The organism is Pseudomonas mendocina (genome assembly GCF_003008615.1).
Classification (GTDB): Bacteria; Pseudomonadota; Gammaproteobacteria; order Pseudomonadales; family Pseudomonadaceae; genus Aquipseudomonas; species Aquipseudomonas mendocina_C.
The window spans coordinates 1,177,399-1,191,240 of the sequence record NZ_CP027657.1 but is presented as its reverse complement, the minus strand read 5'-3'; the positions used below and the strand labels follow the sequence as shown (position 1 = coordinate 1,191,240).

Below are 13,842 nucleotides of genomic sequence, written 5' to 3'. Positions count from 1 at the left end.
GGGCGTTACTGCATCAGTGGTGCTCGCGGGTCGCGCGGAATTTGATATCCGGCCAGCGCTCTTCCATCAGGCTGAGGTTGACGCGGGTCGGGGCCAGGTAGGTGAGGTGGCCACCGCCGTCGACGGCGAGGTTCTCGTAGGCCTTGTCCTTGAACTCCTTGAGCTTCTTCTCGTCGCTGCATTCGATCCAGCGCGCCGACCAGACGTTGATCGCCTCGTAGGCACATTCCACCTTGTATTCCTCCTTCAGGCGGCTGGCGACCACATCGAACTGCAGCACGCCGACCGCGCCGAGAATGATGTCGTTGTTGCGCTCTGGGAAGAACACCTGGGTCGCGCCTTCCTCGGCCAGCTCCTGCAGGCCCTGGCGCAGTTGCTTGGATTTCAGCGGGTCTTTCAGGCGTACGCGGCGGAACAGCTCCGGCGCGAAGTGCGGGATACCGGTGAAGCCCAGTACTTCACCTTCGGTGAAGGTGTCGCCGATCTGGATGGTGCCGTGGTTGTGCAGGCCGATGATGTCGCCGGCGAAGGCTTCGTCCAGGTGCTCGCGCTCGCTGGAGAAGAAGGTCAGCGCGTCGGCGATCTTCAGATCCTTCTTGATGCGCACATGGCGCATCTTCATGCCTTTCTCGTAGCGCCCGGAGCAGATGCGCATGAAAGCGATACGGTCGCGGTGCTTGGGATCCATGTTCGCCTGGATCTTGAACACGAAGCCGGAGAACTTCTCCTCGGTCGGTTCGACGTTACGCTCGTGCGCGGCGCGCGGCAGCGGACGCGGCGCCCAGTCGACCACGGCGTCGAGCACCTGGTCGACGCCGAAGTTGCCCAGCGCGGTGCCGAAGAACACCGGAGTCATCTCGCCCTTGAGGAAAGCCTCGGCGTCGAACTCGTGGCAGGCGCCCTGCACCAGTTCGAGTTGGTCGACGAAGTTGTCGTAGAGGTCGCCCAGGTGTGCGCGGGCTTCGTCCGAGTCGAGCTTGTCGATGATCTTGGCTTCGGTACGCTCGTGGCCGTGACCCGGCGTGTAGACGATGATCTTGTCCTGCGACAGGTGGTACACGCCCTTGAAGTCGCGGTAACAACCGATCGGCCAGGTGATGGGGGCGGCCTTGATGTTGAGTACGGCCTCGATCTCGTCGAGCAGCTCGATGGGGTCGCGGATATCGCGGTCGAGCTTGTTGATGAAGCTGACGATGGGCGTATCACGCAGGCGGCAGACGTCCATCAGGGCGATGGTGCGTGGCTCGACGCCTTTACCGCCGTCGAGCACCATCAGCGCACTGTCCACCGCGGTCAGGGTGCGGTAGGTGTCTTCGGAGAAGTCTTCGTGGCCGGGGGTGTCGAGCAGGTTGATCATGTGCTCGCGATAGGGGAACTGCATCACCGAGGTGGTGATGGAGATGCCGCGCTGTTTCTCCATCTCCATCCAGTCGGAGGTGGCATGGCGGTCGGATTTACGCGATTTCACCGTACCGGCGACCTCGATGGCCTTGCCCATCAACAGCAGCTTTTCGGTGATGGTGGTCTTACCGGCGTCCGGGTGGGAAATGATGGCGAAGGTACGGCGCTTGGCGACTTCGGCGGCCTGGGTGGTCATGAATGCGTGCCTGGATTGAATCGTTGAGGGCACCTTGGTACCCGGAAAACTGCCGATTATACCGATAACTGCATACTCTGGCCGAGGGGCGCTGATCGGCTTTGGGGCCGCTGTGGGGCGTGCTCGAGGTTGGCCCGGAGGTGATTTGCGGATGCGTAAAAAACGCGTAAATGAATGGTTATGAAAATTATTCCCATATAGAGTAGCCGCCCGTCGCAGAGGGTCAGGGTAAGGGTGGCTCCGTCGTGTTCAAGAAAATCATCTTCCAGTTGCACTGGTTCTTCGGTATCAGCGCCGGGCTGGTGCTGGCCATCATGGGTATCACCGGCGCCCTTTATAGCTTCGAGGGCGAGATAACCCGTGCGTTGAACGCCGAGCGTTGGCAGATCCAGCCCAGCGCACAAGGGCACCTGACGCCGGGCGAGCTGGCCTCGCGAATCGAGGCCGCCACCGCTGATCGCGTTACCGGATTGTGGGTCGATGGCCGACATGATGGGCCAGGCACCGCTTTTCTCGCCCCGCCACCAGGGGAGCGGCGCGGGCCGCGCATCGTGTTCGATCCCTACACCGGCGAAGTCCTGGCTGAACCCATTGGCCAGGATTTCTTCCACCTGATGCTGATGCTGCACCGCTTCCTATCCATGGGCGAGGTCGGCAAGCAGATCACAGCCGCCAGCACCGTGGCGTTGCTGTTCTTCTGCCTGTCCGGTATCTACCTGCGCTGGCCGCGCAAGGCATTGAGCTGGCGCACCTGGTTGACCCTGGACTGGAAGAAGAAGGGCCGCAGTTTCAACTGGGATCTGCACGCGGTCGCCGGCACCTGGGCGTTGCTGTTCTATCTCTGCGCGGGGCTCACCGGCTTGTATTGGTCGTACGACTGGTACCGCGAAGGCCTGACACGCATGCTTTCCGACACGCCACCCGAGCAACGCGGGGAAGGTCGTGGCCGGGGTGGTCGCCAGGCGCCCAGCGGCCCAGCGCCGGAGGTTGACTACGACGCCGTATGGCAAGGCATCCAGCAGGCTGCCGGGCCCAAGATGATCGCCTGGAACCTGCGCCTGCCGCCCGTGGCCGGACAGCCGGCGACGGTCTTCTACATGCTCGACGATGCCGAGCATGTACGTGCTTTCAACCAGTTCCAGATCGACCCGAAAAGTGGCGAAATCAGCCGCCATGAGCGCTATGCGGAGAAGAGCTTCAAGGCGCAATTGCTGACCAGCGTCTATGCACTACATGTTGGCGAGTACTTCGGCATGCCGGGGCGCATCCTGATGATGCTGGCCACCGGGGCCATGCCGTTGTTCTTTATCACCGGCTGGCTGTTGTATCTGGATCGCCGCCGCAAGCAACGTGCCGCGCTGGCGGCGCGCGGCAAGCTGAAGGCCGACGATTCGGGCGAGGGCTGGCTGGTCGGTTTCGCCAGCCAGAGTGGTTTCGCCGAGCAACTGGCCTGGCAGAGTGCCGGACAGTTGCAGGCCGCTGGTATTCCAGTGCGGGTCGAGCCGTTGTCGCGCCTCGATGCCGACAGTCTGAGCCGCACGCAGAAGGCTCTGTTCGTGGTCAGCACCTTTGGCGACGGCGAGGCGCCTGACGCCGCCCAGGGGTTCGAGCGCAAGGTGCTTGGTGGTTCCGTGCCGCTCGGCCAACTGAGTTACGCCGTGCTGGCACTGGGTGACCGGCAGTACGAGCATTTCTGTGGTTTCGCCCGCCGCATCAACGACTGGCTGGGGTTGCAGGGCGCGCATCGCCTGTTCGACAGCGTCGAGGTCGATGCTGACGACCAGGCCGCGCTGCAACGCTGGCAACAGAATCTCAGCGAACTGACCGGTGCCGCGCCGATTCGCTTCGAGGAAGCGCCGTGGCAGAACTGGACGCTGGCCGAGCGTCGCCTGCTCAACCCTGGCAGCCAGGGCGCTGCGGTGTTCTTCATCGGCCTGACGCCGCCTGCGCAAAGCACCTGGCAGGCTGGCGACATCCTGGAGATTCGTCCGCGCCATGCACCGGCACGAGTGCAGGCCTGGTTGCAGCACTCCGGGTTTGCGGGCAACGAGGCGGTGATGCAGGACGGGCAGGCGAGCAGCCTGCTGGAGGCGTTGGCCGAACGACAATTGCCGGATAGTTTCGCTCACCTGGTCGGCCTGCACGCCCAGGCACTGGTCGATGCGTTGGTGCCGTTGGGCTCGCGTGAGTACTCCATCGCCTCGGTCGCGGCCGACGGCGTGCTGCAACTGATCGTGCGTCAGGCGGTGCAGGCCGATGGCAGCCTGGGGCTGGGTTCCGGCTGGTTGACCGAGCACCTGCCTGAAGGCGGTCAGCTGTTGGCGCGGGTGCGACGCAACAGCGGTTTCCATCTGCCGGCTGACGATCGTCCGTTGATCCTGATTGGCAATGGCACCGGCCTGGCTGGCCTGCGTTCACTGCTGCGGGCACGCACGCTGGCGGGGCAGGGGCGCAACTGGCTGCTGTTCGGCGAGCGCAACCGCGCCCAGGACTTCTTCTGTGGTGATGAGTTGCAAGCAGCGCTGAGTGCGGGCGATCTGCAGCACCTGGATCTGGCCTTCTCCCGCGATCAGGCGCAGAAGCGCTACGTGCAGGATCTGCTGAGCGAACAGGGTGAGCGTTTGCATGTCTGGCTGGCCGAAGGGGCCGCCATCTATGTCTGCGGCAGTCTGCAGGGCATGGCGGGTGGCGTCGATGCGGTGCTGCGCGAACTGCTCGGCGATGAGGCGGTGCAGGAACTGGTCGAGGAAGGACGTTACCGCCGTGATGTGTATTGATTGGGCGCGGCATTCGATGCGCTGCAACGGCGCTGAAACATGCCCGCGGCAAACTGCCTGAAAGCCCCGGCTGTTCAGCATTTCAGGACGTTTTGTGTGATATCCGGAACGAGATGAAATTAGGACGAATTTCCGGTTGATCTGAGTGGCGCATGGTCTTAAAGTCCGCGCCCGAACGTCCATGCTGGAAACGATCCATCCGGCTCAAGTACTGACGACGAGAGGTTGCCGGCCGGCTTATGGTCGGTACCGGTGATGCTCGGCGACATGCCTTGGGAAGTAGGCGAACCAAAGTGGGGAAACTGTCAGACGTTCAGGCCAGCGCGATGCGCTGCCAGCCCCGACACGTGGCGGAACCTGTAAGCGGTTCTGCTGCCCGAATCAATGTGTTCCCGGTTTTGCCATTGGAGTCCCCAGCATGTCGATCAAGGTCGAAGACTACTACGCACCCGCTACTTTCCAACGCATGAAGGCATTCGCCGATCAGCACGAAACCCCGTTCGTGGTGATCGATCGGCAGATCATCGCCGACGCCTATGACCAACTGGGCAACTGTTTCCCGTTTGCCAAGATCTATTACGCGGTCAAGGCCAACCCGGCCACCGAGATCATCGAACTGCTGCGTGACAAGGGCTCGAGCTTCGACATCGCCTCGATCTACGAGCTGGACAAGGTGATGGCCACCGGTGTTGGCCCGGAGCGCATCAGCTACGGCAACACCATCAAGAAATCCCGTGATATCCGTTACTTCTTCGAGAAGGGCGTGCGCCTGTTCGCCACCGACTCCGAGGCTGACCTGCGCAACATCGCCAAGGCGGCGCCGGGCTCGAAGATCTATGTGCGTATCCTCACCGAGGGTTCCACCAGCGCCGACTGGCCGCTGTCGCGCAAGTTCGGCTGCCAGCCGGACATGGCCCTGGATCTGCTGATCCTGGCCAAGCAACTGGGCCTGGTGCCTTACGGCATTTCCTTCCATGTTGGTTCGCAGCAGCGCGACATCGACGTGTGGGACGCGGCCATCGCCAAGGTCAAGGTGATCTTCGAGCGCCTGAAGGAAGAAGACGGCATCACCCTGAAGATGATCAACATGGGTGGCGGCTTCCCGGCCAACTACATCCAGCGCACCAATGACCTGGAAACCTACGCCGAGGAAATCACCCGTTTCCTCAAGGAAGACTTCGGTGACGAGCTGCCGGAAATCATCCTCGAGCCGGGCCGTTCGCTGATCGCCAACGCTGGCGTGCTGGTATCGGAAGTGGTACTGGTGGCGCGCAAGTCGCGTACCGCCGTCGAGCGCTGGGTGTATGCCGATGTGGGCAAGTTCAGCGGCCTGATCGAAACCATGGACGAAGCCATCAAGTTCCCGATCTGGACCGAGAAGAAGGGCGAGATGGAAGAGGTGGTGATCGCTGGCCCGACCTGCGACAGCGCCGACATCATGTACGAGAACTACAAGTACGGGCTGCCGCTGAACCTGGCCAGCGGTGACCGTCTGTACTGGCTGTCCACCGGTGCCTACACCACCAGCTACAGCGCCGTGGAGTTCAATGGCTTCCCGCCGCTGAAGTCCTACTACCTGTAAGCGCCACTGCAGGTCATCAACGCCCACCTCGTGTGGGCGTTTGCATTTCTGGCGCCATATTTTCATAACTCTCTGTATTTACAGGTGAAATACCGAGGCAGAGCCTTGCGTGAGTAGCCAATAAAGAGAGCCGACATTTTTGTTACAAAGAAGTTCATGTAAATCATTCGTAAAGATTGATTAAGACTGAGTCTCATCTACTATCGCGCGCAGTCTCAATCAGGAGTGATTCTCGTGAGCAAAAACGATAACAAGCGTGCCACCCTCCCACCACGTCGTCTGCTGGCCTCAGCCGTCAGCCTGGCCCTGTTGTCCGGCTTCGCCGTGGCCCAGGAGTCGTCAGTCGAACTGGATGACATCACCGTCCAGGGGCAAGCGGACAAAGGCTTCAAGGTCGACAAGGCATCCTCGCCGAAGCAGACCGCTGCGCTGCTCGATACACCGCAGACGGTCAACATCATTCCTGAGACCCTGTTCCGTCAGCAGAACGCCCGGACTCTGACCGATGTGCTGAAGAACACCCCCGGTATCAGCTTCGAGGCCGGTGAAAACGGTTTTGCCACCGGCACCAACAACTTCAGCCTGCGTGGGTTCAACACCAGCGGCAGCCTATTCATCGACGGCGCCCGTGACAACGGCAGCTATGCCCGTGATGTGTTCAACGTCGAACAGGTCGAGGTATTCAAGGGCCCGGCAGCCGACAATGGCCGCGGCGGTGCGGGTGGTTACGTCAATCAGGTGACCAAGACTCCGACTCTGGAAAGCTTCATCGCCGGTGGTGCCAGCTTCGGCTTCGACCAGTACGACTCCGAGCCGCGTCGTCGTGCCACCGTCGATACCAATCAGTTGATCAACGATCACGCGGCCTTCCGCCTCAACCTGCTGGTCGAGGATAGCGGTGTCGCAGGTCGTGAACATGCCGAGAAGAACAGCTGGGGCATCGCGCCGTCGGTCGCCTTCGGCCTGGGTACCGACACGCGTACCATCTTCGCCTACGAACACGTCGAGGTGAACGACCGTCCGGATCTGGGCGTGGCCGGTGTGACCCTGCGTGACAAGCTCAAGGGTGCCAATACGCCGCTCGATCCGTCGGTGTGGTCGGCTGATCGTGACAAGTACTTCGGCCTCAAGTCCGACTTCGATGACACCACCAGCGATGCGCTGATGTTCCGTATCGAGCATGACCTGGCCTCGGGGGCGGCGATCAGCAACCAGACCCGCTGGGCGCGTGTCGACCGTCAGGCGCGTTACACCCATGTGCTGGATGACGACAACAACGCCAATGCCGCGTTGGTCAACGTGCAGCGTCAGCAGTACGACCGCGTCAACACCTCGCTGAGCAACCTCACCAATTTCTCCACCCAGTTCAGCACCGGTGGTTTGCGTCACAACCTCTCGGCGGGCTTGGAGCTGAGTCGCGAGAAGTCCGAGTCTTTGGGCTTCGCGTCGCAGACGTTGCCGGGCCTGGTCGACGTGTTCGACCCGGACTGGGAGCGCAGCGCACCGGCAGCACTGGCACCGCGTGATCGCACCAAAGTGGACGTGGATACGGCCGCGCTCTACGTCTACGACACCATCGAGATCAACCCGCAGTGGCAGGTGACCGGTGGTCTGCGCCTGGAGCAGTACGAGGCGAGCATCAGCAACAAGCGCCTGGCCGGTGGTACCGCACCGGGTGACGACTTCGACGACACCGAGCTGAGCCTCGGCGGCAAGCTGGGCGTGGTGTACAAGCCGCTGCCCAACGGCAGCGTCTACGCGGCCTACGGTGTGTCCACCCAACCACCGGGTTCGTACCTGTCCAACTCGGATATCTCGCGTACCGACCAGGGCCTGCCGGCGCTGATCAAGGGCGCCGATCCGGTGCGTGCGCACAACTACGAGATCGGTACCAAGTGGGACTTCTTCGACAGCCGCCTGTCCACCACAGCCGCGCTGTTCTACACGGTGAAGAAGAAGGTGGCGATCACCGGGCTGGACGTCGGCCAAACCGGCCCGGCCACGCTCAAGGGCTACGGCGAGCAGGTGGTCAAAGGCCTGGAGCTTGGGGCCAGCGGCAAGATCACCGAGAACTGGGATGTCTTCGCCGGCATCGTCTTCATGGACAGCGAGCGCAAGCACAGCGCCTACCTGGATGACGTCCGTCGTCGTGCCAATGGCGGCGACTACGGTACCGAACTGCGCACCGATGGCGATGAACTGGCCTTCACACCCAAGGTCTCCGGCAACCTGTGGACGACCTACCGTCTGCCGGTCGGCCTGACCCTCGGGCTGGGCGCGCAACATGTCGGCTCGTCCTACCTGGGGCGTCCGGATGACGTCGAGCGTATCGTCGCCAATGGTCGCTACGGTCGTGTGCCGAGCTACACCACCTTCGCTGCCATGGCCAGTTACGAGGTCAATGCCAATGTGGATGTCAGCCTGAACGTCGACAACCTCACCAACGAGGAGTACGTCAGCTCGGCCAACTGGCAGGGCCGTCGTGCGCTGCTGGGTGACCCGCGTACCTTCACGCTGAGCACCAATTTCCGCTTCTAAGCGAGATTGGATGCTTCAGCGCCCCGGCTGTATGGCAGCCGGGGCGTTTTCATTTGCACATCAGGCTTCTGCCCGAGTGCCGCAGCCCCTTAGAATCATTCGCGATGGCGAATGGCCTTGGAGACTCCCCGATATGATGCTGAGCATTCCCGATGTGCTGAGCGCCGAACAACTGCAGCAGTGCCGCACGGCGCTGGAGGCCGGCAACTGGCAGGATGGTCGGCTCACGGCCGGGCATCAGGCGGTGAGCGTCAAGGCCAACCAGCAGCTTGCTCAGGATGATCCGCTGACCCAGCAGCTGGGGGATTTCATTCTTGCGCGACTCGCCCAGCACCCACGTTTCATGGCCGCCGCGCTGCCGCTGAAAGTGGTGCCGCCGCGCTTCAATCGCTACGCTGGCGGCGGTGCCTATGGCGATCACATCGACAATGCCGTATTCAGCGTGCCAGGCACGCCACATCGGATTCGTGCCGACCTCTCGGCCACCTTGTTCTTCAGCGAGCCGGATGAGTACGAAGGTGGCGAGCTGGTGGTGCAGGACACACGCATCAAATTGCCCGCTGGCCACCTGATCCTTTATTCCAGCGGCAGCCTGCATCGGGTCGAACCGGTGACCCGTGGTGCACGCCTGGCTTCGTTCTTCTGGGTACAGAGCCTGGTGCGTCAGGATGACCAGCGCGGCGTGTTGCTGGAGCTCGATGACAGCATCCAGGCGCTGCGTCAGCAGGTGCCGGATAGCCCTGAGCTGGTGCGCCTGACCGGGATCTACCACAACCTGTTGCGGCAATGGTCGCAGACCTGAGTTTGACCTGTGGCCCTGATGCAATCCTGGCCACGAATTCAACGATGTCTTCCACGCACCAATGTGCCGAGAAATGCCATGCCCTTGCCCACGCTGCAGCAGATCCCGTCGACCATCGCTGCCGTCGCCGACTACGAGCCCTACGCCCGTGAGCGTATGAGCGAGCAGGCCTGGGCCTACCTCGCCGGTGGCGCTGCCGATGAACTGACTCTGGCGGACAACCGGGCGGCGTTCGAGCGTCTGCGTCTGCGCGGTCGGGTGCTGCAGGATCTCAGTGGCGGTAATACGCGTCTGCGCCTGTTTGGGCAGGACTTCGCTCATCCAATCTTTCTCGCCCCGGTGGCCTATCAGCAACTCGCCCATCCCGAGGGCGAACTGGCCAGCGCCCTGGCCGCCTCTGCGCTGGGTGCCGGGATGGTGGTCAGCACCCAGGCCAGCGTCGGGCTGGAAGCCATCGCCGCGCAGGCCCAGTCGCCGTTATGGTTCCAGCTGTATATCCAGCCTGATCGTGATTTCACTGCCACCTTGATCCGGCGTGCAGAAAGCGCCGGCTACCAAGCCCTGGTGCTGACGGTGGACGCGCCGGTCAACGGCGTGCGCAACCGCGAACAGCGTGCGGGTTTCGCCCTGCCGGCAGGTGTGGAGGCGGTCAACCTGCGGGGCATACGGCCTTTGCAGGCCCAGGCTGATCCACAGAGCAGCAGCCTGCTGCTGGGCGGCCCGCTATTGGCCGCAGCGCCGACCTGGAGCGACCTGGTTTGGCTGCGTGCCCAGACGCGCTTGCCGATCCTGCTCAAGGGCATCATGAATGGCGTCGACGCCGAACAGGCTCTGGCAGCGGGGATGGATGGCGTGATCGTTTCCAACCATGGCGGCCGCACCCTGGATGGCCTGCCAGCAACCATCGATGTGCTGCCAGAGGTGGCTGCCGCAGTGCGGGGGAGGGTGCCGTTGTTGCTCGATGGCGGCATTCGTCGGGGCAGCGACGTCCTCAAGGCGCTGGCTTTGGGCGCGGATGCGGTGTTGGTCGGTAGGCCCTATGTATTTGCTCTGGCTGCTGCGGGAGCCGTCGGTGTCGCGCATGTGCTGCAATTGCTGCGCGCCGAACTGGAAGTGGCCATGGCCCTGACCGGGTGCGCCGATCTGGCCAGCATCGGCCCGGATGTGATCTGGCGCCCTGCTGCTCGCTAGACAACCGTTCTCTCACATGGCCAACGTACGTGCCTTGTCGAGTCGGCTACGGCATGACGATGCATGATCTGTCGCTTATGTGTGCAGTGATGTAGCGTCCACCTGCAAGGTCGACAGTCGCTAGAAAGCAGAACGCCAGCCCGAGGGCTGGCGTTTTGCTTGATGTGGCAGGGGTCAGAATTCGATGACCGCCGACAGCCACAGGCGGCGACCTTCCTCCATTACACCCGTGGTGGACTGGGTGCTCTGGATGTAGTCCGTACCGTATGCCGTGCCGTTGGCTGCACCACTGTTGGCATAGGTGGTATAGGCCTTGCCTTTGACGAAGTCCTTGTCGAGCAGGTTGTAGATCGCTGCGTTGAGCGTCACGTTCTCCGAGGCTTTGAACGAGCCACCCAGGTGGAACAGGGTATAGGCCTTGGTGTTCTTGCCGAGGGTGTCGTAGATCGACTGGTTGGTGGAATAGCTGCCGTTGGTGTTGGCCAGGTTTTCGTACTTCGAGGTAAAGCGAGCACGTTCGCCACGGTATTCGCTCTTCAGCCAGAGGTTGAGGCGATCGGTGGTCTGCCAGGCCAGTTTGGCATTGGCCAGGTGTTCCGGCGTATTGGTCAGCGGCTCACCCTTGTTGTCGCCGCTCTTCTGCTCGCTGTCGGTGTAGGTGTAGTTGGCACTCAGTGTCCAGGCCGGCGCAAAGTTCCAGCTGGCAGCCAGCTCCAGACCTTGGGTCACCGCCTCGTCGATGTTGATCTGCTGGGCACAGGTGCCACCGTTGTTGCCGGCGCACAGAGGGTTGGACACCGGGTCACCGGTTGCGATCTTGTCCTTGAACTTGTTGTGGAACAGCGTGGCGTTGGCGTTGAATCCCTCCAGGCTGTCGAAGTAGACACCGAACTCGGTGCTGGTGGTGGTCTCGGGCTCCAGGTTCGGGTTGCCGATGGTGATGACAGTACCCTGGCCGGTGACACCGTTGATGCCGCCATGCAGGTCGTTCAGATCTGGGGTTTTGTAGCCACGGCTGATACCACCTTTCATGGTCCAGTTGTCGGTGGTGTTCCATACCAGATAGGCGCGTGGGCTGACGTGGCCGCCGAAGGCCTCGTGATCGTCATAGCGAGCGCCCAAGGTCAGTGCCAGATCATCACGCAAACGCCATTCGTCCTCGGCGAACAACGCCCAGGTCTTCTGTTCGAATGTGGTCTGAGCAATACCGTCGGTCATTTCGGCTTTCCACCATTGACCGCCGACAGTCGCTATGTGGGATTCGCCAATCGGTGCTACGAACTTGCTGTCGAGAACCAGGTTGGTGGTTTCCAGCTCCCGGTCATCGCCGCCGATTGCGCCCGGAACTGCAGTTGGGACTCCGATAGTACCGGGGATGGTGCGCCCGATGGTTTCGGTGGTGTTGTGCATCAGGCTCGATTCGAGCGTTCCGGCTTGGAAGCGTGCGGTGTGCGTGAGCGCGATCTGTTCACGTTCGAAGCGCAACTCGTCGTCGTAGCCGGCAGCATTGGTGCTCGGGGCGGTACAGGCATTGTTGAGACCATCGAGTGTGCCTAGCTGGCACTCGTCGTTGTTGTAAACCTGACGGCCACGTTCGACATCCAGCGCGAAGTCATGATCCTCGTGAGGCGTGAGGGTGAGGCGCGCACCCAGGGTATTGTTGCGACCTTCCACGGGAGAGGGGCCGCGCTTGCTGACTTCTACGCCGTTGCCATAGCTCAGATCCGACTCTTCGCGGTTGAACAGGCTGCCGCGAACCTGCAAGCCCAGCAGGTTATCGACCAACGGGCCGCTGGCGTAGAGGCTGGTGTTGCTGGTTTCGCCGAAGTCGCGGTTTTCCTGGAAGGTGTGATCCAGGGTCAGCGAGCCCGTCCATTCCTTGCCCACTTTGCGGGTGATGATGTTGATCACGCCGCCCATGGCGTCGGAACCATAGAGGGTCGACATTGGGCCACGAATTACCTCGATCCGCTCGATGGCCGACATCGGCGGCATGAAGCTGGTGGAGGTTTCGTTGAAGCCGTTTGGGGTGACGTTGCCGGCTGCATTCTGGCGGCGGCCATCGATCAGAATCAGGGTGTACTGGCTGGGCATACCGCGGATGCTGATGTTCAGGCCGCCGGTCTTGCCGGTGCCCTGGCCGATGTCGATACCTTCCACATCCCCCAGCGCTTGCGCCAAGTTGTTGTAGCGCTTCTGCTGCAGTTCCTCACGGCTGATTACGCTGATGCTGGCGGGGGCTTCGGTGATCTTCTGCTCGAAGCCGGAGGCACTGACAACCACGTCGCCGAGGGCGATGGGCTCGTTGGCCTGGGCGCCAAAACTGGCGGCCAAGGCAATGGCACTAGCCAAGGCGGTGCGGGAATTGAGGGCGGACATCGATCTACTCCTGGCGGTAAGAGGGTGCAGTCGGAACGGTTGCGAACGGCCGGGATGATAGTGATTTGCATATAAGGTTCAATTGCGGATGATATTGAGACCTGCGCTATGTGGCTGGAGAGCCCGCAGTGACTGGGCTGCAGGCAGGTGTAAATTTTGTAAATACGATTAATTCTCGAATGTGAGAAGGGCTTTGCGGATGCATGTCGGGCACTCTAAGCTGCCGGCATGAACCGCATTCTTCTCAACTGCGACATGGGCGAAGGCTTCGGTGCCTGGCGCATGGGCGATGATGAATTGGCCATGCCGCTGATCGATCAGGCCAATCTGGCCTGTGGTTTCCATGCGGGTGATCCACTGATCATGGCGCGTAGCGTCGAGCTGGCCGTAGCGCACGGCGTGAGCGTGGGCGCGCATCCCTCCTATCCCGATCTGCAAGGTTTCGGTAGGCGCCATCTGCAGTGCTCGCCAGAGGAGGTTCGCGCTCTGGTGCTGTACCAGATAGGCGCACTGGATGCCTTCTGTCGTGCTGCCGGCTGCCAACTGGCGTACGTCAAACCGCACGGTGCGCTGTATAACGATCTGGTGCGTGACGATGCGCTACTGCGAGCGGTACTCGATGCTTGTGCGAGTTACCGCAAGGGTCTGCCGCTGATGGTGTTGGCGCTTGCTGACAATGATCGGGAACTGCGCCTGGCCGATGAAGCCGATGTACCGCTGATGTTCGAGGCCTTCGCGGATCGGGCCTATCTGGCCGATGGGCAACTGGCTCCGCGCCGGCTCAGTGCCGCGGTGCACCAGGATCCTGAGCGCATCCTGAGTCAGGCGTTGGCCATCGCCCGAGGCGAAGCCTTCGATGATATCGATGGCAAACCGCTGCTCTTGCGAGCCGACAGCCTTTGCGTGCATGGCGACAACCCCGAGTCGCTAGCGGTGTTGCGCCGTTTGCGCGCCCGCCTGGATGCACTCTGAACGC

Annotated in this window: 8 protein-coding genes; 6 read left to right on the top strand and 2 right to left on the bottom strand. The window is 62.0% G+C overall.

The annotated features are described in order from the left end of the window. Nucleotides 1-13: 13 nt before the first annotated feature. Nucleotides 14-1,597 (bottom strand): peptide chain release factor 3, encoded by a 1,584-nt coding sequence (locus C7A17_RS05545; protein ID WP_106737077.1) that lies wholly within the window; start codon nucleotides 1,595-1,597, stop codon nucleotides 14-16. Nucleotides 1,598-1,842: 245 nt separating this feature from the next. Here C7A17_RS05545 and C7A17_RS05540 point away from each other — a divergent pair, with 245 nt between their 5' ends. From C7A17_RS05540 to C7A17_RS05520, 5 genes are all read left to right on the top strand, one after another. Continuing rightward, complete coding sequence (locus C7A17_RS05540; protein WP_106737076.1) at nucleotides 1,843-4,374, top strand: sulfite reductase flavoprotein subunit alpha; 2,532 nt, start codon at nucleotides 1,843-1,845, stop codon at nucleotides 4,372-4,374. 418 nt (nucleotides 4,375-4,792) lie between these two features. Beyond that, entirely contained in the window at nucleotides 4,793-5,956 is a 1,164-nt protein-coding gene (locus tag C7A17_RS05535) for a type III PLP-dependent enzyme (protein ID WP_106737075.1), read from the top strand. Between the two features lie 234 nt (nucleotides 5,957-6,190). Continuing rightward, complete coding sequence (locus C7A17_RS05530) at nucleotides 6,191-8,494, top strand: TonB-dependent receptor (protein WP_106737074.1); 2,304 nt, start codon at nucleotides 6,191-6,193, stop codon at nucleotides 8,492-8,494. Nucleotides 8,495-8,627: 133 nt separating this feature from the next. Beyond that, a complete protein-coding gene (locus tag C7A17_RS05525; RefSeq protein WP_106737073.1) occupies nucleotides 8,628-9,296 on the top strand; it encodes a Fe2+-dependent dioxygenase in 669 nt (222 codons plus the stop codon). 78 nt (nucleotides 9,297-9,374) lie between these two features. Next, on the top strand, nucleotides 9,375-10,487 hold the full coding sequence (locus tag C7A17_RS05520; RefSeq protein WP_106737072.1) for an alpha-hydroxy acid oxidase: 1,113 nt from the start codon (nucleotides 9,375-9,377) through the stop codon (nucleotides 10,485-10,487). A 174-nt stretch (nucleotides 10,488-10,661) separates the two neighbouring features. On the opposite strand, the gene C7A17_RS05515 is transcribed toward C7A17_RS05520, so the two are convergent. Further along, nucleotides 10,662-12,866: a TonB-dependent receptor domain-containing protein gene (locus C7A17_RS05515; RefSeq protein ID WP_106737071.1), complete on the bottom strand. Its 2,205-nt coding sequence runs from the start codon at nucleotides 12,864-12,866 to the stop codon at nucleotides 10,662-10,664. A gap of 228 nt (nucleotides 12,867-13,094) precedes the next feature. Between C7A17_RS05515 and C7A17_RS05510 the strand changes: the two genes are divergently transcribed. Continuing rightward, complete coding sequence (locus tag C7A17_RS05510; RefSeq protein ID WP_106737070.1) at nucleotides 13,095-13,838, top strand: 5-oxoprolinase subunit PxpA; 744 nt, start codon at nucleotides 13,095-13,097, stop codon at nucleotides 13,836-13,838. Nucleotides 13,839-13,842 lie beyond the last annotated feature (4 nt).

Coding starts and splice junctions, on each gene's coding strand:
- C7A17_RS05545 (WP_106737077.1), bottom strand. CDS start 1,597: ATGACCACCCAGGCCGCCGAAGTCGCCAAGCGCCGTACCTTCGCCATC.
- C7A17_RS05535 (WP_106737075.1), top strand. CDS start 4,793: ATGTCGATCAAGGTCGAAGACTACTACGCACCCGCTACTTTCCAACGC.
- C7A17_RS05525 (WP_106737073.1), top strand. CDS start 8,628: ATGATGCTGAGCATTCCCGATGTGCTGAGCGCCGAACAACTGCAGCAG.
- C7A17_RS05520 (WP_106737072.1), top strand. CDS start 9,375: ATGCCCTTGCCCACGCTGCAGCAGATCCCGTCGACCATCGCTGCCGTC.
- C7A17_RS05515 (WP_106737071.1), bottom strand. CDS start 12,866: ATGTCCGCCCTCAATTCCCGCACCGCCTTGGCTAGTGCCATTGCCTTG.
- C7A17_RS05510 (WP_106737070.1), top strand. CDS start 13,095: ATGAACCGCATTCTTCTCAACTGCGACATGGGCGAAGGCTTCGGTGCC.